Origin of the sequence: Niabella beijingensis, assembly GCF_020034665.1 — a bacterium.
Lineage (GTDB): Bacteria > Bacteroidota > Bacteroidia > Chitinophagales > Chitinophagaceae > Niabella > Niabella beijingensis.
In genome coordinates, this window is the sequence record NZ_JAIQDI010000002.1 from 253,418 (window position 1) to 279,142 (window position 25,725).

General features: G+C 47.7%; 19 protein-coding genes. 9 read left to right on the top strand and 10 right to left on the bottom strand.

Annotated elements, in window-relative coordinates:
* The first annotated feature begins 44 nt into the window (after window positions 1-44).
* The 6 genes from K7B07_RS17115 (at window position 45) to K7B07_RS17140 (ending at window position 11,508) form a co-directional block, all read left to right on the top strand.
* Window positions 45-2,111 (top strand): DUF5696 domain-containing protein, encoded by a 2,067-nt coding sequence (locus K7B07_RS17115; protein ID WP_223711742.1) that lies wholly within the window; start codon window positions 45-47, stop codon window positions 2,109-2,111.
* Window positions 2,108-4,648: a glycosyl hydrolase family 95 catalytic domain-containing protein gene (locus tag K7B07_RS17120; RefSeq protein WP_223711743.1), complete on the top strand. Its 2,541-nt coding sequence runs from the start codon at window positions 2,108-2,110 to the stop codon at window positions 4,646-4,648. The genes K7B07_RS17115 and K7B07_RS17120 overlap by 4 nt, the downstream gene beginning before the upstream one ends.
* Window positions 4,649-4,796: 148 nt before the next feature.
* Window positions 4,797-6,749 (top strand): SGNH/GDSL hydrolase family protein, encoded by a 1,953-nt coding sequence (locus K7B07_RS17125; RefSeq protein ID WP_223711744.1) that lies wholly within the window; start codon window positions 4,797-4,799, stop codon window positions 6,747-6,749.
* A 98-nt stretch (window positions 6,750-6,847) separates the two neighbouring features.
* Entirely contained in the window at window positions 6,848-8,632 is a 1,785-nt protein-coding gene (locus tag K7B07_RS17130) for an alpha-L-fucosidase (protein ID WP_223711745.1), read from the top strand.
* A gap of 152 nt (window positions 8,633-8,784) precedes the next feature.
* Window positions 8,785-10,320: a sialate O-acetylesterase gene (locus tag K7B07_RS17135; RefSeq protein ID WP_223711746.1), complete on the top strand. Its 1,536-nt coding sequence runs from the start codon at window positions 8,785-8,787 to the stop codon at window positions 10,318-10,320.
* Window positions 10,321-10,371: 51 nt separating this feature from the next.
* Entirely contained in the window at window positions 10,372-11,508 is a 1,137-nt protein-coding gene (locus tag K7B07_RS17140; protein ID WP_223711747.1) for a glycoside hydrolase family 88/105 protein, read from the top strand.
* A 793-nt stretch (window positions 11,509-12,301) separates the two neighbouring features.
* Here the strand turns inward: K7B07_RS17140 and K7B07_RS17145 are convergent.
* The 3 genes from K7B07_RS17145 to K7B07_RS17155 form a co-directional block, all read right to left on the bottom strand.
* Window positions 12,302-13,801 (bottom strand): hypothetical protein, encoded by a 1,500-nt coding sequence (locus tag K7B07_RS17145; protein ID WP_223711748.1) that lies wholly within the window; start codon window positions 13,799-13,801, stop codon window positions 12,302-12,304.
* A 178-nt stretch (window positions 13,802-13,979) separates the two neighbouring features.
* On the bottom strand, window positions 13,980-14,534 hold the full coding sequence (locus K7B07_RS17150; RefSeq protein WP_223711749.1) for a hypothetical protein: 555 nt from the start codon (window positions 14,532-14,534) through the stop codon (window positions 13,980-13,982).
* Window positions 14,535-14,890: 356 nt separating this feature from the next.
* Window positions 14,891-15,370, bottom strand: coding sequence for a hypothetical protein (locus K7B07_RS17155; RefSeq protein ID WP_223711750.1), 480 nt, complete (start codon window positions 15,368-15,370; stop codon window positions 14,891-14,893).
* Between the two features lie 411 nt (window positions 15,371-15,781).
* Between K7B07_RS17155 and K7B07_RS17160 the strand changes: the two genes are divergently transcribed.
* Entirely contained in the window at window positions 15,782-16,003 is a 222-nt protein-coding gene (locus tag K7B07_RS17160; protein WP_223711751.1) for a helix-turn-helix domain-containing protein, read from the top strand.
* Window positions 16,004-16,447: 444 nt separating this feature from the next.
* Window positions 16,448-16,675 carry a hypothetical protein gene (locus K7B07_RS17165; protein WP_223711752.1) on the top strand — a complete coding sequence of 76 codons (228 nt, stop codon included), beginning with the start codon at window positions 16,448-16,450 and terminating at the stop codon, window positions 16,673-16,675.
* Window positions 16,676-16,883: 208 nt separating this feature from the next.
* Here K7B07_RS17165 and K7B07_RS17170 read toward each other — a convergent pair whose 3' ends face one another.
* From K7B07_RS17170 to K7B07_RS17200, 7 genes are all read right to left on the bottom strand, one after another.
* Entirely contained in the window at window positions 16,884-18,059 is a 1,176-nt protein-coding gene (locus K7B07_RS17170) for a DUF4062 domain-containing protein (protein WP_223711753.1), read from the bottom strand.
* An 80-nt stretch (window positions 18,060-18,139) separates the two neighbouring features.
* Complete coding sequence (locus K7B07_RS17175) at window positions 18,140-19,231, bottom strand: hypothetical protein (RefSeq protein ID WP_223711754.1); 1,092 nt, start codon at window positions 19,229-19,231, stop codon at window positions 18,140-18,142.
* A 3-nt stretch (window positions 19,232-19,234) separates the two neighbouring features.
* Complete coding sequence (locus K7B07_RS17180) at window positions 19,235-20,173, bottom strand: tetratricopeptide repeat protein (protein ID WP_223711755.1); 939 nt, start codon at window positions 20,171-20,173, stop codon at window positions 19,235-19,237.
* A 45-nt stretch (window positions 20,174-20,218) separates the two neighbouring features.
* Window positions 20,219-21,307 carry a YbjQ family protein gene (locus K7B07_RS17185; RefSeq protein WP_223711756.1) on the bottom strand — a complete coding sequence of 363 codons (1,089 nt, stop codon included), beginning with the start codon at window positions 21,305-21,307 and terminating at the stop codon, window positions 20,219-20,221.
* 235 nt (window positions 21,308-21,542) lie between these two features.
* Window positions 21,543-22,103 carry a hypothetical protein gene (locus K7B07_RS17190; protein ID WP_223711757.1) on the bottom strand — a complete coding sequence of 187 codons (561 nt, stop codon included), beginning with the start codon at window positions 22,101-22,103 and terminating at the stop codon, window positions 21,543-21,545.
* 284 nt (window positions 22,104-22,387) lie between these two features.
* A complete protein-coding gene (locus tag K7B07_RS17195; RefSeq protein ID WP_223711758.1) occupies window positions 22,388-23,071 on the bottom strand; it encodes a lipocalin-like domain-containing protein in 684 nt (227 codons plus the stop codon).
* 96 nt (window positions 23,072-23,167) lie between these two features.
* On the bottom strand, window positions 23,168-23,506 hold the full coding sequence (locus tag K7B07_RS17200) for a hypothetical protein (protein ID WP_223711759.1): 339 nt from the start codon (window positions 23,504-23,506) through the stop codon (window positions 23,168-23,170).
* Between the two features lie 1,009 nt (window positions 23,507-24,515).
* On the opposite strand from K7B07_RS17200, the gene K7B07_RS17205 reads away from it, so the two are divergent.
* Entirely contained in the window at window positions 24,516-25,001 is a 486-nt protein-coding gene (locus K7B07_RS17205) for a hypothetical protein (protein ID WP_223711760.1), read from the top strand.
* The last annotated feature ends 724 nt before the right edge of the window (window positions 25,002-25,725 follow it).

Sequence of the window (25,725 nt, forward strand, 5' to 3'; positions counted from 1 at the left end):
ACCTCAATGCCCTTTCGCAATTTTTATCAACAAACAACATCATCATGCAACATAAAATACAAACTGGAAAGCACTTCTCCCTGTTGCGGTGCTGCATAGTACTTGCCCTGCTCGGCAGCATTAACGCAACTGCACAGCAGCCGGGTACCCCGGGAAAAGAACCGGTATTTGAAAATAAGATCTTCGGCGCACCGGAAGTAGCTGTGCGCAGGACCAGCGACGGTTGGATGATCGCCGGTAAAAAAAACACCGTCCTCCTAAAAAGCAGCGATCTCTCCCTGCAGGTAAAAACAATAACAGGTAACTGGACCTTTTTCCCGTCGCAGGATGGGGATCTTGTAGTAAAAGATGCGGGAAAAGAAAAAACATTGCGACTTGCAGGTGCCGCAAAAAAAGAGATCAGCTATTATAATACGGGATATAAATCAGGCGTTCAGCTAACCCTGGAAGGCTGGGCGGGAACCGATCTGAAACTGTTCCTTACCCTGGCGCTGGAAGGCCCCGGGGAAGAGCTGGTATTTGATATCGCGGCAGATGAAAAGAATACCGTTGTGCGCAAGCTCGACTGGCCGGCGGCACTGGACGCGGCCGCAGTCGATTATACCCTGCTGAGCAATGTACGCGGCGTATTGCTGCCCCGCAACTGGCCAAAGCCGTATCACCCCATCCGCACTTCTGAGCCGGATGGCACTATTACAAAAACGGACCGGAGCGAACTGCAAAGCAATGTGATCGAAGACTGGTCCATGTCCTGGTGGGGGTTTCAGAAAGGAACTTCAGCAATGATGCTGATCGTGGAAACGCCTGATGATGCCGCCTACCAGTTCCGGCACCCTGCCGGCGGGCCTACGTTCATTGGGCCGCGCTGGCGCCCGAGCCTGGGTAAACTGGGGTATCCCCGTACCGTACGTATGTGCTTTTTTGAAAAAGGGAATTATGTGGATATGGCAAAGCGTTACCGGCAATATGCCATTGAGAATGGTTGGTTCGTATCATTGAAAGATAAAGTGGCGGCAAGACAACAGGTAGGCGACCTGATCGGAACGCCCATTGTCCGTTCCGGTATCCTTACCGATTATCTTCCCGGAAGTGCCCGCTGGAAGCGGGATTCCGCCACCCGGCACGCTGTTGTGAGCTTTGACCAGCGTGCAGAACAGTTCCGGCAGTGGAAGAATAAAGGACTGAAGCATTTGATGGTGGTGCTTACCGGCTGGCCCAAACTCGGCTACGACCGGCAGCATCCGGATGTGCTTCCGCCCGCCCCCGCGGCCGGTGGCTGGGAAGGCATGCAGCGGCTGGGCCGGGAGCTGAAGGACATTGGATATCTTTTCGGTCTGCACGACCAGTACCGCGATTATTATGTGGATGCCCCGTCCTTCAACACAAAATTCGCTATTCACGAAGAAGACAGCACGGCCTTGCCGGCGATCTTTCCGGGTACACGTTTCGGGGATTTTAAAGAAGGCAAGATCCCTTATATGGATTACTGGGACGGTGGTAAGATGTCGTACCTGAACGGCCGGTTCATGCTGGGGCATATGAAGAAAAATTACCAGTGGCTGCTGAACCACGATATCAAGCCACAGGCTTCCTACCTGGATGTGTTCGGATATGTGCCGCCTGATGAAGACTTTAATCCGCAGAACCGGCTGACGCGTACCGGCGCCATGAATGAGCGCATCAAACTGTATCGCTGGGCCAAGGCACACCTGGGCATTGTGGGCACAGAAACGGCCTGCGACTGGACGGTTCCCTTTGTTGACTTTTCATCGCCCCTCAAAGCACGTAACGGGATCACCGTACCGCTTTGGGATCTGGTATATCACGATGCCATCCTAACCACCTACAATCCTTCGGATCTGTACGGGTTGCTCAATGCCGGGCTGCCGCAGCTGGGCCGGGATTTTGATGCAGGACCATTGGCACTGTCGCAGGTAAACCGGATGAGCGCGTTGAACAAACGGCTGGCCTTTGCAGAAATGACCAATCATGAATTTTTAAACAAGGAGTTTACCCGGGAGCGTACCACATTTTCCGATGGCACCACCATAACCGTTGACTGGGATAAAAAAACGGTGATCATTACTCCTGAAATAAACGAATCATTATGAGAAAAGTAAGTGCAATCATTACCGGCCTGTTTTTTATTTTGTCAGCCAGCGGCCAGGCAGTAAAACCCGCGGGCACCGCTTTGTTTGATGTGGATTACCAGAAGCTGGTTTCAAGAGCCGACCTTATGTATGAACAGCCGGCATCACGCAGTGAAGCCGGACAGCCGGTGGGCAACGGACGTATGGGCAGCCTGGTATGGACCACTCCTTCGCAGGTCAGCATGCAGATCAACCGGGTGGATGTATTTGCCAGCAACTCTGCCTCTAATAATTTTTTTGAACGGAACACGGATTATTGCGGCGGTACCGGTTATGTGGACCTGGATTTTGGGGAGCCGGTATTTGAAGGGAAGGACTTCCGGCAGCAGCTGTCCTGTTACGATGGGGTTTCAACCGTATCCGGCAAAGCCGTACAGGCAAAAGTGCTGGCCTGGAATGAAGCGGATGTGATGGCCGTAAATGTAAAGGATAACCGCAGTACCGCGCTTCCGTTGCTGGTGCATCTGCGCATGCTGCGGATGCCGGTCTCGCTGCGGGGCAACCACTCAGCCGTTTCCACGATCGAAACAGCGGGCGACCGTATTGTATTGAAACAGGTGTTTAAGGAAGACGATTATTATTGCAGTTCGGCGGTGGTCATCGGACTTGCCGGTGCTACCGCCACTGCGGAAAAAACAACGGCTTCAGCCGTGCGGCTGAACATTGCACCGGGAACGCCACAGACCACGGTGTTTATTGCAAGTGCCGCTTCTTTCGATTCAACCGCTGACGTAACGGCTGCTGCAATGCGTAAACTGGATGCGGCACAGCAAAAGGGTTTTGAAGGGATCTATGCTTCCAATAAAAAATGGTGGGCCGGTTTCTGGCAGCAATCCTTTGTGCATCTGAACAGCACAGATGGAGTGGCGGATGAGATTGAAAAGAATTATACCTATTTCCTTTATGTGATGGGGTCGAGTTCTAGGGGCGACTTTCCTACAAAATTCAATGGCATGCTGTGGACCACGGGTGGTGATGCACGCCAGTGGGGCGGGGCCTTCTGGGGCGCCAACCAGAGCTGTTATTATGAAGCGTTGTATCCGACCAATCACCTGGAGCTGATGGATCCGATGTTCAGGATGTACAGCAATGCATATCCTTCTTTTGAGAAAGCCGCTGCCCAGCAATGGGGTTCAAAAGGGATCTTTATTCCCGAAACCGTGGGCTTTGACGGAGTGCCTGCACTACCTGATGACATTGCGGCAGAGATGCGCGAGCTCTACCTGATCCGCAAGCCCTGGGAGCAGCGCTCGAAAAAATTTATGGACTATGCATTTGCCAAACAACCCTTCCTCAGCCGGTGGAACTGGAAACACATCGGCACATGGAAAAACGGGTTATGGGAGTATACGGAACGGGGCGACGGGCCCTATGGTCCGGTGAATCATATCTTCTCGCGTGGCGCCAAGATCGCTTACCAGTACTGGCAAAAGTATGAGTATACAAAAGATCTCAACTGGCTGCGGGAGAAGGCTTATCCGATGCTAAAAGGGATGGCGGAATTCTACCGCAATTTTCCGAACGTGAAAAAAGAAAAAGACGGGAAGTACCACATCCGGCACGTGAATGATAACGAGTCCATCTGGGGCGGACACAATACCGTGGAAGAAATCTCCTCTATGATGGGTATTTTCCCGGTGGTGATCAAAGCGGCTGAATTATTAAATACCGATGCGGAGCTGCTCCCGGTGTGGAAGGAATTCCTGGCCCATCTTTCGCCCCTGGCTACAACAAAGGACTATCCGGATATGGCTCAGCAACCGGAGGCCTGGGTAGGCTCATTACAACCCACCAGCCCCATACGCGGAAACGGGAAACGCCTGCCGGATGGTAATACCATGCCCGTATGGTTCTTTGATCTTTGTAACCCGGGTGGCGATCCTTCGATGCTTACCATTGCCAACAATACCTTCGACGGGTATTTCCGGCATACATCGCCGGAGCAGACTTTCCCGCATGTATTATCAAAGATCCCGGCCGCAGCGGCGGTGCTTGGCAGGGCCGCTGCCGTCCGCTTTTTAATTCCCAACCAGCTCAAAGGTGCGGCGCGCAATCCCGTGCTTGAGAACCGTATGGACCTGAGCGAAGGTTTTTATACCACCAATATCCAGCGCATCGGCCGGGCATCGGATGCCTTGCACCTGGCCCTGTGCCAGAGCGCTCCACCTGCTCCGGGCGAAGACCCTGTAATCCGGGTGTTTCCGGCCTGGCCAAAGGATTGGGATGCACAGTTCAGTTTACTGAGCAGGGGTGGCTTTATCACTTCCGCTGTCATTCGCAACGGGACGGTCGTATTTGTGGAGCTGGTTTCAAAAGCAGGGGCCACCTGCCGGCTGCAAAATCCCTGGCCGGGAAAAACGGTACAGATCTATAAGAACGGTAAAAAATTCCGGACAGCAAAAGGGAACCTGCTCGTTTTTCCGACAACGGCTGCCGACCGGTTTGTAATAGCATTGCCGGGTGCAGGGCCGGAGCAGCTGCGGCAAAAAGTGATGTGATGGATGGAGAATACCCGGATGACAAAAATGTTTACAGGAATGCCAAAAAACCGTCAATGAATTTGAGTAGCGGTTACCGGCGGTTTCTAAAACTTCGCTTATTTTGTAAGGAGCTCGACGTGGTCTTGCCGGAATAAATGCAGTGTGAATGAACTATAAACTAGGATTGTTGTTGGTTGCAGCCGGGATCTGCCTCCACAGCAGTGCGCAGGTTATTACGGATCAGAAAGAAGTTACCTGGAAAGGATTTAAACGGGTAATGTTTAAACTGAACGGCAATGAGGCCTGGTATACGGTGCCCCGTGCCCCGCAGGCCGGACGGCCCTGGGTATGGCGTGCCTACTTCCCGGAATGGCATACGGAGATGGACAGTATATTACTGTCGAAAGGCGTATACATTGCCTATATCAATGCCAGCGACCGGTATGGCCATTCCAGTGCAATGAACCGCTGGGATGATCTGTACACCTATCTTACCACGCAACAGCATTTCGAGCCACGGCCAGCGCTGGAGGCGGTAAGTCGCGGTGGATTGTATGCCTATGGCTGGGCCAAGAGGAACCCCTCAAAAGTAAGCTGCATCTATGCAGAGGCGCCGGTCTGTGATTTTACCAGCTGGCCGGCCGGAAAAGGAAAGGGCAAAGGCGCACCCGGCGAGTGGAAGCAGCTGCTGAACGTTTACGGATTAACAGAAACGCAGGCGCTGCAATACGCCGATCAGCCGAAAGATAACCTGGAGGCGCTGGCGGCGTACAAGGTACCCATTGTGCATGTGATCGGTTTGCAGGATAAGATCGTTCCGGCGGAAGAGAATACGTTGGTGCTGGTTCAAAACTATATACGGAACGGAGGGCCTGCAACGGTTATTCCGATGACCCGCGGAAAGCAGGAACTGGAAGGGCATCATTTCCCGATAGAAAATGTGGAAGCCCTGGCCGGGTTTGTTTATGAAAAGGTACTCCGGCAGCCGCAGCCCTTGCCCGCAGCAGATTTTATCCATCCGTACGGGAAGCTGGATAACCTGTTGTACCGCATCCGGCATAAGGAAACAGTGACCGTCGCCTTCCTGGGCGGATCCATCACCAATATGACGGGCTGGCGCAACAAGGAGGAGCAATACCTTGCCGAACGGTACCCGGAAACGCGTTTTCGTTTTTTAAACGCCGGTATTCCTTCACTGGGTAGTCTGCCTCATGCGTTCCGGTTGCAGAAGGATGTGCTGGACCAGGGAAGGATCGATCTGCTCTTTATTGAAGCAGCCGTGAACGACCGGGTGAATGGTACGCCTGAGATCCGGCAGCGGCGGGCACTGGAAGGCATTGTGCGGCATGCGCTCAGCGCCAACCCTGCCATGGATATCGTGTTGATGGGCTTTGCCGATGAGTTTAAACTGGCCGATCTTCAGGCCGGGAACATACCACCTGAAATTACGGTGCATGAAACGGTGGCACGGCATTACGGATTGCCGTTTATCAACCTGGCTGCGGAAGTAAGCGCACGAATCGCACATAAAGAATTTACCTGGGACGCTGATTTTAAAAACCTGCACCCGGCACCTTTCGGACAGGCGCTGTATTTTAATTCTATAAAGACCTTGCTGCAAATGCAGCTGAGCGGCGAAACACCGGAGGCAGTTGTTCCTAAAAAGATACCAGGACCGATGGACCCGCTGAACTATGCAGGCGGACGGTATGTTCCGGCAAAAGAAGCTTCCATACAAAAAGGATTTGTGTTGCATCCTTCCTGGCAGCCCTCAGATGGTGTGGGTACACGGCCTGGGTTTGTAAACGTACCGGTGCTGGAAGGGACGGCAGCGGGGGCGCAGACCAGCCTTGCTTTCCAGGGATCTTCCGTGGGTATTGCCGTGGTTTCTGGTCCGGATGCGGGAACGATCCGCTATTCGATCGACGGCGGACCGGAGCAGACGGTGGACCTTTATACCCAATGGAGCAGCGGGTTGCACCTGCCCTGGTACCTGCTGCTGGGCGACGGGTTAAAAAAAGGACGGCACCGCCTGAACCTTACCATCGCGGATCAGCAGGACCCGCAATCAAAAGGCCATGCGGTAAGGATCGTTTATTTCCTGGTGAATGGTAAGTAGGTGGGTGCTGAAGTGGATGTTTTTTTTAGGCTGGGGTGCCGCGCGGGTTGCACCCGGTTCCATATAATTACCGCTAAATACTCTAATATAAAATAAAAATGAAATTACGTTTAACAGCGCTTGCTTTAGTGATATCCTATTGCTGCCACGCGCAGCAGGGGATGGAAGAAATGTGGGACAAGTCGTCCGTAGCCAAAGAGCATCCGAATATTCAATGGTTCAAAGAAGCCAAATTTGGGTTGTTCATCCACTGGGGATTGTACTCCCAGCTGGCCGGCACCTGGGAGGGCAAGAACTATTATGGCAGCGGGGAATGGATCATGCACCAGGCAAAGATACCCGTAAGCCGGTACCGCAAGGTAGCCGAAAGCTTCAACCCCGTAAATTTTAATGCCGATGAATGGGCGCAGCTGGCAAAGAATGCAGGTATTAAATACATGGTGATCACGGCCAAGCACCATGAAGGGTTTTCCATGTTTGATTCCAAAGTAACCGGTTTTGATATTGTGGATGCAACACCCTATAAAAAAGACCCCATGAAGGCGCTGGCGGCAGCCACAAGAAAAAGAGGCATACAATTCGGTTTTTATTATTCGCAGTTCCAGGATTGGTATGAACCCAATGGCGGAAGGAATACCTGGGATTTTGATGAGTCGAAAAAAGACTACCAGCAATATTACCGGCAGAAAGCTATTCCGCAGCTGAAAGAACTGCTCAGCAATTATGGTCCGCTGGGCATTGTGTGGTTTGATACGCCGGGCGGCATGACCAAAGAACAGACGCAGGCCTTTGTGAACGAGCTGCGGGTATTGCAGCCCAAAAGCCTTTTCAGCAGCCGGGTGGGACAGGGCCTGGGCGATTATAAGGATTTCGGAGATTCGGAAGTGCCGCCGGTGCCAATTAAAGGCGCCTGGGAGTCGATCTATACCCATAATGATTCCTGGGGCTATATCGCACACGATATGAATTTTAAATCGGCGCATGAGATCATCCGGCTGTTGTCCAACGTGGCCTCCAAGGGCGGCAACCTGATGCTGAATGTAGGCCCCGATGGCAAGGGCAATATCCCTTATTACTCGGTAAAATATCTGAAAGAAACCGGCGCCTGGCTGCAAAAAAATGGCGAAAGCATCTATGCCACCACGGCCGGCTGGGTACCGGCACAGCCCTGGGGTGTGACCACTTCCAAACCAGGCAAACTGTTCCTGCATGTATGGCAGCGCCCGGAGAATGGTCAGCTGCTGGTGCCGGGTTTTTCCAACACGGTTACCAAAGTATATGCGCTGACAGATAAAAAAGCGCTGCCGTTTCAAAAAAAGGACGGCGACCTGCTTGTTAACATGACGTCTCTTACGGAAGAACATACACCGGATAAAGTACTGGTGGTGGAATACCGGGGCACCCCGCCGGCGTATAATGCAGCGGCACCGGTTACCGTTTCGGCACAGTATGCCGTTAACCCGGTGGATGCGGTATTTGCAAAAACAAGCGGTGCTTCAAAGATCGAGTCACTCACCTACAGTCATTATTTTGGTGATTGGAAACATACGACCTGCGTTACTGGCATGCAGTCGCCGGAAGATGCGGTGGCATTCACGGTACGGATTACAGAGCCCGGCGATTATAAGCTGATACTGGAGTATGCCTGTCCGCCAGAAAGCGCCAAACAGGAAGGCCGCCTGGAAGTGGAGGGACAAACATATATGTTCCGCACCTTACGGACCTCGGAGTTTGACAAGTCGGCGCCGCTGTTGTTTATCAAACATCCGGTCACTATTTTCACAGCAAAGCGTCCGGGTGTGTATACCATTACGGTTAGCCCTTACCGGCAGGGAAAGGAGTTGTTTAAACTGAAGGGCGTCATCGCAGAACCGCTGAAGTAAAAGATCTTTGTAGCGGTTTCGCAGATAAAATATAAGGGGAAGAATTATGTAGTAGCATTCAAATAAGCTCTGTAGGAGCGCAATATTTTGTAGCACCCGGTATAAAAAAGGCCGGAGCCCCATAGGGGCGAACCATTTAAAGGATAAAACGAATGAAAGGGAATTGTATTTTTTATTTATTATTCTGCTTATGCATCAGCAGCAATATAAATGCCGCTGTAAAGCTTCCCGCTGTTATTACGGATCATATGGTATTGCAGCAACAAACAACCGTGGCCTTATGGGGCTGGGCGGATGCAGGCGAACGCATTGCCATCCGGTGCAGCTGGAACTCGCAGCCGGTAACGATTACAGCCGCCGCCGATGGCCGCTGGCAGGCAAAAGTTAAAACCACTGCGGCAGGCGGGCCTTATACCATCACCTTTAGCGGAACAAATACGATTGAAGTACAGGATGTGCTGCTGGGCGAAGTATGGCTTTGCTCCGGGCAGTCGAATATGGAATTTCCGCTGGCAAAACAAAAAGCCTGGCGTACCGGTGTAACGGATTACGAACAGGAAGTGGCAAAGGCCACCGACCCCCGGCTGCGCCTTTTTACCGTGCAGCAGCAGGTTGCGGGAACACCGCAACAGGATGTACAGGGAAGCTGGATGGCCTGCACACCGGAGAGCGCCGCCACCTTTTCTGCCGTGGCCTATTATTTTGGTAAAGAGCTCCGCGAAGCCACCGGTGTGCCGGTAGGGTTGATCCATTCTTCCTGGGGCGGAACACCCGCAGAGTCCTGGACCCGGAAGGAAGTGCTGGATGGCGATCCTGCGCTTCGTGCCATCCTCCATCGGTATGAAACGGCGGTGAAGACATATCCGGAAGATGTGGCTAAGTATCAAAAAGAATTGGATCAATGGCTCAGAGATTCGGCCGCGCATTTGGAAAAACTTCCTAAAAAACCGACGCACCCTGTTGAGCCGGAAAAGAATTCCAAGTCTCCCACAAAACTGTACAACGCCATGATCCATCCCTTTATCCCGTTCACCTTAAAAGGAGTGATCTGGTACCAGGGAGAATCCAATGCCGTGAGGGCCTGGCAGTACCGCAACCTGTTCCCGGCAATGATCCGCAGCTGGCGGAAGGAATGGAAGGCGGAATTTCCGTTCTACTTTGTTCAGATCGCACCGCATCACCAGCAAAACCCCGAGATCCGCGAAGCACAATTGCTGACATATAAAACCGTGCCCCGCACCGGGATGGCGGTGATCACGGACGCAGGCGATTCGCTCGATATTCATCCGCGGAATAAAGCCGTGGTAGGCCACCGGCTGGCCTTATGGGCGCTGGCAAAAACCTACGGTAAATCGGACCGGGTGTATTCCGGTCCGCTGTATCAGTCTTCAGCAAAGGAAGGCAATAAAATACGGATCCGTTTTTCATTTGCCGATGGCGGATTGGTTGCAAAAGACGGCACCCTGACCGGCTTTACCATTGCCGGGGCAGACCGGCTGTTTGTGTCGGCAACAGCAGTGATTGAAGGGAATACGATTGTGGTATCCGGCAGCGGCATAACAGCGCCGGTTGCCGTACGTTTTGGCTGGACCACCGTTCCGCATGCGGTGTTGTATAATAAAGCCGGACTGCCCGCATCGCCCTTCCGTACGGACGACTGGCCCGGCGAAACCTTTAATAAAAATTAATCCCATTTTAGCGGACACTTCTCAAAACTCACCTCCCCAAAAAATATATTCATGAAACGAAACCTTGCATTATTTACAGCCCTTATGTTGGGAATAAGCAGTACTGCTAACGCCCAATCTGCAAAAACAACGGCCGCTTTTAAAAACTGGCCCGCCGGCAGCTCCCCAAAGGAGATCGGTAATATTATTGCCAACCGGTTTATTGCCACACCGCATACCAATTTTAACCGCCCCGGTCCGCCGAAGGTGATCACCTATCCGGAAACCTGTACCTGGTACGGCGCGCTCACCTTTGCAAAGGTGACGGGGAACAAGACCCTTACAAAGCAGCTAGCCGCCCGCTTTGAACCCCTGCTGAACAACCGGGATACACTGGTGCCTGTACCCGATCATGTGGACTATACCGTATTCGGATCCGTGCCGTTTGAACTGTACATGCAAACAAAGGATGCACGTTACCTGAAGCTGGGGAAACATTTTGCAGACAAACAGTGGGGCCCTCCGGAAGGAAAAAGGGTCACTGCCGAATCGCACCGTTTTTATAACAAAGGCCTCAGCTGGCAAACGCGCTTATGGATCGATGATATGTTTATGATCACGGCCGTACAGTCGCAGGCTTACCGTGCTACGGGCGATCGTAACTATATCAACAAGGCGGCTAATGAAATGGTGTTTTACCTGGATTCATTACAACAGCCGAACGGATTGTTCTACCATGCGCCGGACGTGCCTTATTTCTGGGGCCGGGGAGATGGCTGGATGGCCGTGGGGATGAGCGAACTGTTGCATTCACTGCCTAAAGACAATCCCAACCGGCCGCGGATCATGGAAGGGTATAAAAAAATGATGGCTACCCTGCTGAAGTACCAGGCAGAGGATGGTATGTGGCGGCAGCTGATCGATGATCCCACATCCTGGAAAGAAACTTCCTGCACGGGCATGTTCACCTGTGCATTCATCACCGGTGTAAAAGAAGGCTGGCTGGCTGCGGAAGTGTACGGGCCTGCTGCCCGGAAAGCCTGGCTGTCGCTGATCAAATACATCAATGCCGATGGCGATATTACCGATGTATGTGAGGGCACCAATAAAAAGAACGATCATCAGTATTACCTCGACAGGAAAAGGAATACCGGTGACCTGCACGGACAGGCACCCCTTCTGTGGTGCGCCACTGCTTTGCTGCGATAACCCCTCCGGGGTTCAATCATGATTCTGATCATTAACCACGCGTTTCACGCGCGGCTAATCGGATGGAACCCTTGTGGGGTTACCCGATGCACCTGCGAAGCTGCAACGCAGCGCTGATCGTTGAAGCAAGTAACAAAAACAGTCCATTAGGTGCAGCGCACCAAGGATAACGTGAGGGCCATGCGGGCACCGCGCAGGCTGTGTAGCGGGGCATCGTGACTCTGTTCCGTCGTGCAGAGTTGTTAAACCCCGAATGGGGTTACGCCCCTTATAGCCGGTGGTGTAACCGCCGGTTCATTTGCGACCGGTTGGTATTGAACCCCGGTGGGGTTCAACCATGATTCCGATCATTAACCACGCGTTTCACGCGCGGCTAATCGGATGGAACCCCTTGTGGGGTTCACTGACGCACCTGCAAAGCTGCAACGCAGCGCTAATATTTGAAGCAGGTAACAATAGCAGCATATTAGGTGCAGCGCACCGGTAATAACGGAATGTATACCGGCGTCAGCAGGTTACCGCCGCGCGGCGGCTGGGAGGGGTCGTCAGGCATTCCGGTTATAACGATGAGCAGCGCGCTGCGCCTGTTTTGATTCGAAAAAATTGTAAGGAAGTTACCGGTCTGCCGGCCGTTTCAGCCGGATGAAGTTGTTCTTATCCCGACGCCTGTGCAGGGGAAGCAGATTGCCGCTGCGGATGTGCAAACCGCGCTGCTGGGTGCTATGGCCTTTTATTATTCGGAACTGAAGCGTACTGACGCGTTTCTAAATCAATGACAGGCTCCGGGTCCTGCTCAACGGGGGACCATTCCACGGGCTTTGAGCTGTGCCGTATACAGGGAGGCGGGCTCAAGGCCTTTTTTATTTTGCCCTTCCCATTCCCCATCCGGCCGGCCGGCAAGCCTGCCCGTTGACTTTTGCCCCTGCAGGCCGATGCAATAATTTTTACCGGATGCCCAGGGGTTTTGCACCGTGGCTTTTTTTGCGGTACAGTGCCATACCACCTGGTTTACCCCGGCCCAGCCGTGCCCGCTGCCCCAGTTGCCCCGGTCCTGTATATTTATTTCTCCGTCGGTGGTAATATTGTCGTACAAAGTGCCCATGGCCCAGCGGTGGTGCGGCCCTATATCCGCATGGGTGCGGGTGGCGGTGCAGTTGTAAAAAACATTAGGCCCGCATACCCTGGCACCGGTTACATAATCATGGCGGCCGTCCCTTGCAGTGCAATTCATAACCAGGTTCATCTGCCCGTTGTTGCCGAACGAATAACGGCGCCCCCCGGTGATGATGGATTTAAGATCGGAAGATGTGCAATTAAGCACAGAGATATTCCGGGATAAGGATCCCAGGTTTACACAGGAGTAAGCAAAATAGGTGGCGCTAACATTCCGCACCCATCCGTTCTCTATTTTATTAAATGCAACGGCATCCCAGGAATGGTCTTCCGCAGTATCCGATGTATAGGCAGAGACACAGCTAAGGTTTTCCACACCCACCTGGGATATCCTTCCTTCAAACCGGTATTTGTACACGCGGGCCGTATTGTATGGCGCATCAATGGCCATTACTATAGGGTTATCGATAAACAGGGTATTGCCTTCAATTTTTGTAATGGTACGCTGAAATTTAAAATCATATTCTGCCGCCTGCCATTGTTTGGTGCCGGGCCGCTCCACTATCTGGTTCATCTTCAGGTCCTCTATCCATTTTGGCAGGGCCTGCCATTGCAGTATAATGGCATCACCCGGCTTAAAGGCCGCGGCAGCCGCTACCTGTAAAGCGTGAGCGCCCACGGGCACATAGGCAGCTGTAACGGCGGTGCGGGTTCCTTTTATTTCTTCAATGGCTCCGGTGCCGGAAACATCGATCAATGCCCGCCTTCCTGTGCCTTCTGCTATAAGCCGGGTATCGTTTCCTTCTCCCCGCAGTACAATGCCGCTGGCGTTTATCTTAATATTGTTCTGTATAGGATAAGTACCTTTTTTCAGCAGGATGGCCCCGCGAAAGCCGTTCTTACCCGGTGCTTTTTTTGCCAGGGCATCAATAGCCTGCTGTATGGCGCCTTCTGCATGCGGGCCGGGGCTAATGGTTTGCACCACCGGCACATCGGGTATAGGCACATTGCCGGTGCGGTAGCCCACCTTGCTAAAGTCGGGTATAGTATTGCCCTGCGCGTCTGCATTATAGCGGATGGTGCCATCGCTGTTTACTTCCAGGTATTTTGACTGCCAGCTGTCTGTTGACGAAAAAGAAACAACAGCCAGGGATAAAAGAAGCAACAAGCCCGTTCGCATAATCGTATTTTGAGGATAAGATCCGTTAAAAAAATAACAATCGGAAGCGAATGCTAAAATTGCTTAGTACCTGGATAAGAAAGCTGTGTGTGGCGGGGCTTTTATTAATGATGTACAGAGCTGTATAAGCGCAGGCCCAAAGGCCCGCGCGGATGATAAGCGGCGCAGCAGAGGAGCATCAGCATCTGCCAAGGATATAAGCCGCTTCCAGCAGTTTGGTAAGGTAAAACCAGATGGCAAAGGAATTGATTTCTACTTCAACGGAATGATCCGTTAAGCTGTAGTACAGCAGGCCCTGCAGTTCCGATTGCCAGTCTTCCCGCGACTTGTAATTAAAAAACTTACGGAATACATTACGCATATTACTGTACTCGCTTTCGGTAATAAGGTAGGTAGCAAAGCTGCGGTACTCCGGTGCCGTTTGGGTATAAAAAAAATAACTGTACTCCGGCAGCTTATCCATGGGTATGGATTCTTTTTCCTTATACAGCTGGTGGGCGGCATCAATAACGGAGCTGATGGCCATTACGGCGCAGGAGATGCGGTAGGAGCATACTTTGGTAACGGGCCTGCTCTGATCCATAAAAAGGGGTAGGCGCAGCATCATTTTTCGCAGCTGGTCAATAGTGCCGGCATTTTCGAAGCAAAGGGTAAATACGCGGTAGGGGTTGGGGGCACATTCCTGGCTCCAGCTTTCTGTGTGAAAGGGGTCGTTTGTTGTTGGATTTTTCATGAGTGTTGATTTTTAAAAAGTGATTGATTTTGTTTTTTAATGGGTGTAATTATGTGAGGCAGGGCGCTACCGGCACGTCGCGGGCCTTGCTGCTGCTTTGATGGGGCATGCGCAATTTTCCTTCCGTCGTGCAGATCCGCGAACCTCCCGGAGGGGTTATACCCCTGATAGCCGGCGGTTATACCGTCGGTTTATTTGCGGAACGGTTGGTATTGAACCCCGCAGGGGTTCAACCAGTATGCTGATCATTGTCCCCGCGTTTCACGCGCGGTTAACGGAATGGAACCCCGAAAGGGGTTGCCCTGGCGGTGGCGCGGGGCAAGACCTATGAGGTCTGTATGCCGCGCGGGCAGACCTCATAGGTCTGTAACACCGGGGAAGGCGGTAATGATCATGCCCGCGGCATCCGTAATTACGGTGAGCGTAGTCACCGGCTGGCCGCGGCTATCGTACCCAATGGTGGTGCCCACATTATGCACCCGGTGCACATTGGCGCCGGGTGGCGCGCCGCCGGGCGGTGGCAGGGGTGGCTGCTGCCCCGCGTCTTTTATGGCGGCTACCAGGGCAGGTATGGGCAGGGTAAACTTGCCGGCCAGCGGGTGGCGGGGCACCTTGTGGTAATGGCGCTCCAGTATATGGGCCAGGGCCTTTACGCCCAGGTACCAGCTTTTGCGCAGCAGCTTTTTACGGTTTTTAACGGGTAGCTGGTGTATAAGGCCCTCCTGCAGCTGTTGCAGCCAGGTTTGCGTATCTGCCAGTAAAAACAGTACGGGCAGCCATTGCTCCTCGTTAAAGGTGGGGTGGGTGTTTTGTACAGGTGTAGTAACGGCGTGCATAGGGATGTGTTTTTTAGCAACTGAAAGTTTTGTAAACCCTTGGGCCACCCATATGCCATAAAAAAGCGTGGGTTGGTCCTTATCGTGCTAAAGGGCTACGACACCCCGAATCCGAATAAGAACGCCCACGCTTGAATCTTTAAATATATATTATATATAATAAAGAAGAGCATGAGCGATTTACTCTAGTCCCGGATTCTTAAAAGGTCGTAGTTTTTAACACGAGAATAAAAGCAAATGCGCTTATATTTTTTATTACTCTATTGAGTATTTTATGTTGAGTTGTTTAGCATAGGTATTAATCATTTAGATAGAATTTCTATCCAAATATATATAAAATAAACTCATTTGTCCAAATTTTTGTCTTCTTTTTTTAAACTTTTTTATTTTTCAGATTATAAAGAAAACTAAATGACCAAGTTAGGAGAATATTTAGCCGCTAAATCGGTCAATAAATCTGAAGTAGCAAGAAGAACTGGCCTGAGCAAAGCACGGGTTAACCAGCTTACTTTAAATGATACCACCAAACTTAGAGCCGATGAACTTTATTTGATTGCTTTGGCAATTGATGTGAAGCCAATTGAATTGTTGGAGTATGTGTGTAAGGGGGTGAAGCTAGTGGGGCAGCAATAGCTTTGTGCTTTGACTATTGATTGCTTTTTTGTTCTTGCGTTTATGAAAAAATGGTCCACCGAATATTATATTGCTGTAATAACTGCTGTTGTTGCTTACTTTATTGCCACTTTTGCGTACCTGATAGCCTCAGCATATGAGAAAAATATAAGAGCCAGCAGCATGGCTGTTTTGATTGTGGCTTTTGCATATATCCTGATAAGGAAGAAGTAGTAGTTTTCTTTACGAATTAAGAAGGTTGTTATCGCAAATGATCATTCAAGAGAAATATAGCCTAATAAAAAAAATGTAGAAAGTGAAGTGTTAAATATTGATTAATTGGCTAATGATAAAAGTACTGTTTCGAATTATACGTTGTACCTTTATATACCAAACAACTGCATAAATGTCTTTTGATAATTACCAAACATCAGAATCTGCCAAGTTTAAATCTTAAACAATTATATGTCTAAAAAAATAGAAATCACAGTAGCGCAAAAGAATCAATTTAATAAGATGCTTATGACTCTACAAACGATAGCGAAGTACGACGATTCCAACAAGTTGCGCGAAAGCAGTAAGGACAAATTTGAGTTGACCTTTGATAAAGCTATTGTTATGCAACATGATATTATTTTGTTACAGTCCCATGAGTGTTGCAAAAGAATTAAGCCAATTGGTGATAGCGTGTAAATAAATTATCTGAGAAGGGAATACTCAAAAACCATAGCACTTGTTTATACTCTCTACCCGCCCAATTTATTATGATGATAAAGATCTTTCTTTATTTGTAAGTTCATTTATTATGCTTTCAAGAATAGTCATTTAAAAAAAAATCACATATTAGGTAGTTGAAAAAAGCCAGTTGCTTATCAATATACTTGTAAAAGAAGAATATTCTTCAAATATCCCTTTCGAAATCAATTTTAAGAGCTTCAATGTCATTTTCAAGATTCTTCATTTCATCTGGGTCTAGTGTCAATTTTAAATTTGCAACAACTTGTATGTTTCTTTCACCCTTGGAATATCGCTTAGCGGCCTCACTGAAAGCTTTAAAAGATTGAAAAGGTGCATCCCATACTTCATTAATTAAATTCTTTGCCATGTTTGATAAAGATTTTGATATTTTTTGATGCTTTTCTATGAGGATAGTGCTATTAGTGTCTATCTTCCAAATAACAAATCTTTCAAACATGTTGGCATATGTTCTAGAAACATAATTTAACCCCCTTAAATCTGAGGGGATTCCTGGTTCATTGATAAATTCGGGTAATGCAACGTTAATTAAATTATTTAACGATGATGAAATATTCAGTAAGCTTGCTAATCGTTCTTGTGCCCAAGTTGGGATTTCTTTTAAAGTGTGGACGTAATGCTTGGGCTCATGTAACAAGGCATACTTTATATTGTTATAAAAATCTCTCTTTTTTTCAATTTCGTCAACCCATGTTTGTATGAAAAAAGCGTATTCGTAATAATCTGGTTTTTCTATTAATATTTTTAAGGCTTGATTGGATAAGCTTAATTTAAAATATTCAGGAATTTGATTTTCGAAAATGCTTTTTATTCTTAATGAATTTTTAAACAGATAAGAAAACTGAGCTTTTAAGGTTGCGATTATATCCTGTGCTCTTTCAAACTCAAATGTCCAGATTTTGGAATCATTTCTGATGTTTTCTACAAATTCAAAGATCTTTTTATTGTCGACAAAGCTATCAAAATTTCCATCTTTATTATCTCTCCAAAAATCCAATGCATGTAATGTTCTTTTTTCTATGAAGCAATAAACAGGTATACCCTTCTCTTGTGCTGTTAGAAATTCAGTATTAGTAATTGATTTGCCATTATCAAGCATACTGCCGTATCGATTGCCTACAATAAGAATCAAGATGTCTGCATTGTCTTTTACACTTTTGATGCAGTTTTCTATAGTGCTTAGCTGAGGATTTACAGGGAAATTGTTGTACTCGGATAAAATTGATGTGTGACCTGCATCATTTATAAATTCTTGTAGATCTGTTCTAAGTTGTGACAGGTCGTAGCAAGTGGAGCTTACAAATACTTTTAATCTGTTCATTGAGTTTAGCAGTTTTTTAAATTGTGTTCGATTTAGATCTAAAAATACTACTATTTTTCATTAGATTAATGAGGTGACTTCTAATATTGTTCTCCACTTCTTAATGATCGCGAAAGTAGTATAGCAAAGACATCCGCATTTTGGCTTGTTTGCAAAACGATATTTTTGTCATTGTGCTTATGAATTTCCACACCTTCCGTAAAGGGCTGTGTTCTTGAAATATCGTTTAACCGTATAATAGATTTATTCCAACCATGTGTAAGTATAATTCGCTTATTGGTTAGGTACAGGATGCCGTTATTTATAAGCCGTAGCGCCTCCGCATTCTGCGGCCGGCTCTGGTTTCTGCCGGGCCCTACATATGCCTTTGTGTTGCTACTAAAGATAGATGGGTAACGGGGATAATTGGATCTGCTGCCTTTGGGCTCGTACCAGTTAACATTGAGTACTTGCAGGTAACATACTTCCGATTTTTGAATAACAATGTCCGGCTCAATCGTTCGCAGGGGCAAGTTTTCCAATGCCCAGTATTGTTTTAGCTTTTCCAAGTGATAACGGGTTTGTTCGTCTGCCTTTAACTGCACGTTTAAATTACGGGCTATCTGCTCTAATTCCTGCTCTTCTTTTGGGGATAGGCTATTGTTTGAAACAATTTTTGAAACAAAATCGTTAACAAAATTTCTTTTTGCTTCAAATGCTATTTTGTCTGCAAGTTCTTTGGGCAGTTTTAGTGTATTCTCAAGGGTCCTTAAAAATTGTTTTTCCTCATCTGAAAGATTTCCATCGGCAACAGCTTCGGCAAAAGATTGCTTGTAAATTTTTTCTCCCAGCTTTACATGAAGTTTATTCACCGTGTTGTCGTCCAGCCCAAAAAGTAGCTTTAAGTGATTGAGATCTTGCAGCTCTTCGTCGTCCAATCGCCTGTCGGAAAGGCAATGGTTTAGGTATACTGCATAGAATTCTTCCAGGTTTAACCTGTACTCCCTTTTTAAATTCAGCTTGTATTTTTGATTTAATTGTTCTAAATCGCCAGATGAGATAGTATATATACTTTGGGTGGCTAGTAAATTATTAAGTTCTATTACAGCGTTTTTCTCCGGATGTTGCCCAAACAATTTTTGCATGGCACTTCGGGCAATCAATGGCTGTATTTCATATACTCTTCCATTCATAACTTATTCGTATTTTCTGGATTCTTCGTAAATGGGGTAATTCCAATCTTTAACGCCTCCGTGCCAGGAACAGGCACCTCGCCCTCTGGCATTGGAAGTGGTGCCATCACGGCAAAGCGTAATATAACCGGTAATTCTTTTTCGAATAGGGTTGACTTTGTTATGTAACTTTTGGGCATTGGTGTTGCCAGCCTCAATTAATGGCTTTAGATCACTGACGGCCTCCGCAATTTTTCCTGTTTTTGCATAACATAGAGCCCTGTTATAGCGTAGATCAGTGTTTTGAGGATCTGAATTTAATAATGAATCAATTTTAGGCAGGGCTGCTTTGTATTTTTCGGCTTTAACAAGGTCTTCTGTTCTTATAGTAGCAATAGTTATTTGTTGTTTTGCTATTGATTTTCTTTCTTCTTGCGTGCTTGCAAAAGATAAGGCATATTTCAGTTTTTTTTCTGCGTCATCAATCTTACGTTTCTCTATGAGTTGGGTGCTCTGTTGTACATAAAATGTAAGGCTGTCTGCCCGTTGTCTATCCTGCTCTGCTGCAATTGCATCTTCCTTCGCTTTTTTTTCTGCCGCCAACTTTTTTTCATGGGCTATTTTTCTATCAATTTTTTGATAGTAATCCATCAAAGGGATAGAAGCAATGAATAAAGCAAGTGCCGTTATGGTTTTTATTTTTGACGTTAGTATGAAATGTAAATTCCTTTCCAGATAATTGTGTCCAGGAGGAATAAGGATAAAACCTATCAGGCCATGTAATATAAAAAGCGCGGGATGCCGAATGGAGATTAATGCAAAAAGAAAGAAGATTGCTCCCAATATCCACATTAGCACATCGCTTGCTTTGCTCTTTTTGGCAGGCTTACATGGCGGCCCTTCTTTGAAATAATCCGGTAAAACTTTGGATCTTTCTGGAATAAGATCGGGAACATATTTCATATTGAAACTTCTTCTTTACGGCTAGAAAAAACCGAAACTGACGATTTAATTAAGGCTGTTAACCAATAATTCTATTTTAATATTAATAAGACCTAAAGCTGCGGCTGGCTTTACTTCACTATTGGTAAATCCGAAAATATCTCCTCCGCAATTATCACAAACGGCTTCCATTTCAATATTATTCTTTTTACACTCACAGTTCCACACTTCTTTTTCCTTTGAGGATAATAGTTGCTTTTTCATAACCCGCTTGCCCCTTTCTTTAAAAGTGGCTTCAATAACGCGCTTAAGGTCTTCAAATTGGCTGAGATCTTCCCTGGTATAATGCGGTTTGTCGAAAGTTGCAATTTTGACGCCTAATTTTTGTTTACCGAAGTTATCACTTTCAAGAAGCTGGCGGCAGCGAACAAAGTCGAACAAATGAAGCTGCTGTATAATGTTGCTAAGTAGTTTTATAAAAGCCTGATCTGAGTTTTGTTCGATTGCCGAATACAAAATACTAATCTTTGTTTCATGAGGTAATGCGTCTATATATCTTGCGAGGTATTCGTTGTCCTTTGCGTTAATCTCGGCATTCTGTAAAAACGAAATATATTTCTTAAATATTAATGGTGCAACTTCTGCAACCTGGTGCCTTGTAATAAAAGTCCAAACGTCATCTGTAAGGGTGAGTGTTTCTGCATTAGCCTGTTCAATGATAACTTTTCTTTTGTTTAAGAAAATGAGTTTGTCCAGGCTGACAATATCAGGGGTGTGCTCAAACTGAACTACTTTTAGTGGACTTTCTGTATTTTCTTCCAAAATAACGGCGGTGCCTACAGCTGTTATCATAAACATTGATTTTCCTCCGCCGGAAATTTCGTCTATATCAATTTTAAGACCCAGGATGCAATTTGCACCAATTTCAAATGTCGTGGTTTTAACGGCTTCAATAGCTTCATTATATATACCTGCTAACTCATTTTGGTATGTTTGAGAGCGACCGCCGAAAATATCTGTAAAAGACGCAAAAAGATCCTTAAAGATATTTGTTCCGGTAACAATGTGCGCAGAAACCGGGCGCAAGTAAGTTTTTATCTTTCTGCCTTCAACTGAGGAAGTTGTAAGTACTAAAATGTCTCTTTTCGATCTCATCTGATTCGATAATTGATATACAGAATCCAAAATAGACGATTGAAAAACAAGTAAAGCAAGCTTTTACGCAGTTGGTGGTTGCTCCATTTAACAGTCTCTAATCTCCTTTTGGTGGAATAAATATAGTAAAAAGATGAGAAATCTGCGCTTTCCCGAAGCAGCAAATGGGGGCATTTTATTACGGAAAATCGTAGGGCTGCAGGCGGGTGATGCCAACTTCCTTTATTCTGGCCTTTCACTTTGATGTCCTTAGCTCATCAATTTTATTCTTTGCGGCTGTAAATGCGGCATCTATTGTTTCTGCATCATCAATAAATAAGGTATTGTCTGAGCCATATTTTTCCAGTTTAATGTACCATGTTGCTTTCCCTTTATCAACAAAATAACCTGTTTGAAAACCATCATCTGTTACAAATTTGTTTTCCATATAATCCGGATTCGCAGCAATGTCGTTATTAACTTCTGCTTTCAGTGCTTTTATTGCTTTCAGAACTTCAATAAGGTCGCTGTATTCAATGGAAGCCGTGGTATTGCTGTATTGTCCCTTTTTAACAATCTGATAAAAATATCCATTTCCAGCACCACTTGAAATCTTTCGGATTCTTGTTTCTGATGACCCATAAGAGGTTTTTAGTTTGGGCAAATTTGTATCGATAAATTTTATTAGGCTGCCCGTTTTTGAAGCGAAGACATCCATTTTGGTTTTAATATCCTCTCCTTCTTTTTTTGTATCCTGTCCATAAGAAGTTATAGTAATGAGCGAGATGGTTGTAATAACCAGTAATCTTTTAAGCATTTTGTAAATAATTTAGTTAAAACAAAGGTTTGTATTTTATAGGTTGATTTTTTACGGAAAACCGTAAAGTACATATCTCGCGCAGGCCTTTGGCCTGTGCGGCGTTGTTACTCAGCCTGACATGCTTTACGGATGCGGTGCTTATAAACACCTGCTGCAGGCAGCTGCCAAATTACGGATGGGCACAGGCCGGGAGGCCTGCGCCAGAAGATACGCAAAACATGCATATTGAAATATTGCCATCCACCTAGCAACAACCAGGATGCATTGCAAATGCTTCGTTTTCACTCCTTCTGAAGCGTATAAACACGTTCCTCTCCCTGATAAAGCCCATCTGCCTTAATGGTAAAAACAGCCTCGCCACCGAAGGAAATAATGCGGATGCCGCGATCCAGGGCACCGGCCTCCGGCCAATTGATAAAGATATTTATTTGTTTCAGATCGTTGGTTAACTCATGAAATATACCAGTATCCGGAAGCGGAATATTATACCCTCTCATCTGGTATATAAAGCAAAAGCCCGCAAATTCTTTTTTTGAAATACGGAATTGCCTTAGAGAGTCGGGGGCCATCCAATCAAATTCGCTCAGCGTTGAATCGCCCCGCCGTAAAGGCCATAAGGCCAGGCCACTAAAAGGTTTATGAAAATAATCAAAGGTTTTAATGGTTACAAACTCAGCAGTGTCTCCTTTTATAAATTCCAGCCGGGGTATGGGATAAGCCTGCAGGCTGTCCAGGCTTTTCATATACAATTTGTTTCCTTTAATACTCCAGGTGCCTTTTTCCAATACACACCCGTTTTCTGTAGATGCGGTAAAAAAATAATAATGATCGGAACTGAGCGTAAGATAGTCAATGCCAAACAGGCCTCCGTGCGCGTTTACATAATACCGAAAAGGCGCGGGTTGTTGCTGTGCCATGGCACTATGTGGAAGACATAACAAAAGGAACAATACAAAGCGGCTCATATAATACTACTTGTGCTGTTTAAATTCATAAAGATCTTCAAAATCGCTCATAACTTGCACAGGCCGGGAGGCCTGCGCAAGAAGGGGATTCGAATTCTATTTTTTAAATTTTAATACTGTTTTCATCTCTTCAATTATATTGGGCCGGCTCAGGTATTCCGGCTCGCCGAATGAGAGGTTAATATTGAAGTTCATTGCTATTTCCATTAGGGTTTTCATCTCTGCCTTAATTTCTCCTTCAAACCAGTTGTTCCAGGCCATTAATATCATTTGTTCCTTTTTGGTAAATTGATAGAGATCGAAATCGATCCCTTTGTCAAAGAGCCGGCTATCATATTCTGCAGCCAGCAACCAGCCGTTTTTTTTGAGGAAAGCGGGAACGGAATAAAATATCTCAGTTTTTATGTTCGTCGCTACTTTTATATTCATATTCATATTCAACATTCTTTGTATGGTCCATCCATGCGTTTAGTGAAATAACCGCAGTTAGTTTTCTCCCAGCCGACCATCATTGCTGGTGATGGTCTTTTTCAATGAGGTTGGGATATTTTATTTTCTATAAAAATAGAATTCTTTTTTAACTCGCGCAGGTCTCCCGGCCTGTGCGGCGTTGTTACCCAGGCTTGATCTGCTATTGCGGGTACAGTGCCTGTAAACACCTGCTGTAAGCCGCTGCCAAATAACGGATGAGCACAGGTCGGGAGGCCTGCGCCAAAAGGAGAGATCCTTCCGCTTGGCCAGCGGGCCCGGTCAGGATGACGGTGATACGCTCTGCGGGCCCGGTGAGGGAGGCGATGGGTAGGTGCAGCAATGGCGCTGCCCGGTTTACAGGCCCGGGGGGTGCAGCTATATATATATATATATATATATATATATATATTCAGCTGCTGAAGTGTGCGACGCAACGAAGCTGCCATAAGCACTGCAGCCGGGCTAATAAAAAACCCTCGCCGGGGGAATGGATGGGTAAGGAGGCTTGCGCGTAGAGATCCTTCCGTTCGCCCTGCGGGCCCGGTCAGGATGACGACGGTTGGGGCGTGCTTGCAGCGATCCTTCCGCTGGCCCTGCGGGCCCGGTGAGGATGACGGTGATATGCCCTGCGGACCGGGTGAAGGCGGCGGACCCGGCAATGGATTTTTATAAAGGCCATCGGCCTGATGGATCTTTTAACTCCCGGAATTTATTCCGGGAGCCCTAACATGCTACGGAGTGCAGGAGTGCCATAGGCACGGTGCATAAAAGCAGCGGTGGCACTGCGCGGAGATTGCATTTTACCAAAGAATGTAATGATTTCTACTATTTTTTAGCAGGTAACCTGTAATGGAGTTGCCTTATTTTTAATGCCATGTTTTACAGCCGGTAAAAACCAACTGTGGTACCGATGCTAAAGCACCCCAAAAACAAGGCTTATTTTAATTATTAATCATTTTAAAATTTAACCATCATGTCAAATGCAACAGTAAACCGGGTGAATGCCACCCTTGCCCCGGAAGTAGTAAAGGCGGTAAAAGACCACATTATAGCTATTGAAAAAGCGCTGCCTTTTTTGGTGGGGCTTACCACTGCGGAGCGCGTGGCCATGCCAAAGATTAATGTGGGTAATAAAGTATTTACAGAGGATGCCATACAGGCGGCGGTAAATAATGCGGCGCTGCTGCCATCGTTTATAAAAGTGGAGGATATGAAAAAGGACCTGGCCCTTTACCATGCCCTGGACGAGCTGGTGCTGGTGCTACAGCAGCTGGCAGAAAAGCTGGCGGATACACAGCTGCTGGCGGGCAGCGAGGCTTATGCCAGCGCGCTGGCCATATACCGGATATTTGGCGCCGCCAGCGAATCGGGCATACAGGGTACCAAAACCCTGTACGAGCAGCTAAGGCAGCGCTTTAGCGGGCAGGGCAAGGCCCCGGACGCTGACCCCCTGCCTTAAAAGTAGGGAGGGGGTACCCAAAAGGTGGGGAGGGGTACCCCAAACCTAAACTGGCGAAGCAAAAACCTAAACTGGTGAAGAAAAACGCTTAAACGACCTACCCGAAAGGTGGGGGCTTTGCTGCCAAGGGGTGGGTGGGGGGCAGGCAAAAGCTTAACTGACCCATGGCGGAAGGTGGGTACCCCCACCCCTGCAGGTAGGGGACTCCCGGGCAAAAGCTTCGACAGTTTAGCAAAAAGGTGAACGCGCTAAGGAAAAAGGTAGGGCCCCCCACCTTTAAGGTACGGGAGGGTACCCCCGGGGTGGGGGTAGAAGGGCGGGGGCAGGGCAGAGGTGCTTTTTGCTTACGGCCCGCAGGTATAATAATGATGCTGTAGCACTGCTGTAAAAGGAGTGCAATGGGCAGCAGTGTTGCGGGAGCTGGAAAAAACCGCGGTTTTTGTAGCCGAGGTGGAGGCGCGTAAGGCGGATGTACCGCAACTGTAAAGATGGGTTATGTATTGTATGCTGCCCGCAAATGGCGGGCGGCTTTTTTATAAGCCGATGAAAAGCTGGTTCTGATCCCGTATGGGGTAAAGGACCTGGTAGCCGGAGGGCTTTAATGGGAATAATCCCGGCAATACGGGAGCATTGGATGATCGTGGGGGTTCAACCCTCTTCAGGGTTGATCTGTCAACGCGCGGCAGCCTCCAACCGCAGTTGGAGGCTATGCATATTAAGGCCT

Bases quoted from the DNA above. Each gene is read 5' to 3' on its own strand.
- K7B07_RS17115 (WP_223711742.1), top strand. From the start codon at position 45: ATGCAACATAAAATACAAACTGGAAAGCACTTCTCCCTGTTGCGGTGC.
- K7B07_RS17120 (WP_223711743.1), top strand. From the start codon at position 2,108: ATGAGAAAAGTAAGTGCAATCATTACCGGCCTGTTTTTTATTTTGTCA.
- K7B07_RS17125 (WP_223711744.1), top strand. From the start codon at position 4,797: ATGAACTATAAACTAGGATTGTTGTTGGTTGCAGCCGGGATCTGCCTC.
- K7B07_RS17130 (WP_223711745.1), top strand. From the start codon at position 6,848: ATGAAATTACGTTTAACAGCGCTTGCTTTAGTGATATCCTATTGCTGC.
- K7B07_RS17135 (WP_223711746.1), top strand. From the start codon at position 8,785: ATGAAAGGGAATTGTATTTTTTATTTATTATTCTGCTTATGCATCAGC.
- K7B07_RS17140 (WP_223711747.1), top strand. From the start codon at position 10,372: ATGAAACGAAACCTTGCATTATTTACAGCCCTTATGTTGGGAATAAGC.
- K7B07_RS17145 (WP_223711748.1), bottom strand. From the start codon at position 13,801: ATGCGAACGGGCTTGTTGCTTCTTTTATCCCTGGCTGTTGTTTCTTTT.
- K7B07_RS17150 (WP_223711749.1), bottom strand. From the start codon at position 14,534: ATGAAAAATCCAACAACAAACGACCCCTTTCACACAGAAAGCTGGAGC.
- K7B07_RS17155 (WP_223711750.1), bottom strand. From the start codon at position 15,370: ATGCACGCCGTTACTACACCTGTACAAAACACCCACCCCACCTTTAAC.
- K7B07_RS17160 (WP_223711751.1), top strand. From the start codon at position 15,782: ATGACCAAGTTAGGAGAATATTTAGCCGCTAAATCGGTCAATAAATCT.
- K7B07_RS17165 (WP_223711752.1), top strand. From the start codon at position 16,448: ATGTCTAAAAAAATAGAAATCACAGTAGCGCAAAAGAATCAATTTAAT.
- K7B07_RS17170 (WP_223711753.1), bottom strand. From the start codon at position 18,059: ATGAACAGATTAAAAGTATTTGTAAGCTCCACTTGCTACGACCTGTCA.
- K7B07_RS17175 (WP_223711754.1), bottom strand. From the start codon at position 19,231: ATGAATGGAAGAGTATATGAAATACAGCCATTGATTGCCCGAAGTGCC.
- K7B07_RS17180 (WP_223711755.1), bottom strand. From the start codon at position 20,173: ATGAAATATGTTCCCGATCTTATTCCAGAAAGATCCAAAGTTTTACCG.
- K7B07_RS17185 (WP_223711756.1), bottom strand. From the start codon at position 21,307: ATGAGATCGAAAAGAGACATTTTAGTACTTACAACTTCCTCAGTTGAA.
- K7B07_RS17190 (WP_223711757.1), bottom strand. From the start codon at position 22,103: ATGCTTAAAAGATTACTGGTTATTACAACCATCTCGCTCATTACTATA.
- K7B07_RS17195 (WP_223711758.1), bottom strand. From the start codon at position 23,071: ATGAGCCGCTTTGTATTGTTCCTTTTGTTATGTCTTCCACATAGTGCC.
- K7B07_RS17200 (WP_223711759.1), bottom strand. From the start codon at position 23,506: ATGAATATGAATATAAAAGTAGCGACGAACATAAAAACTGAGATATTT.
- K7B07_RS17205 (WP_223711760.1), top strand. From the start codon at position 24,516: ATGTCAAATGCAACAGTAAACCGGGTGAATGCCACCCTTGCCCCGGAA.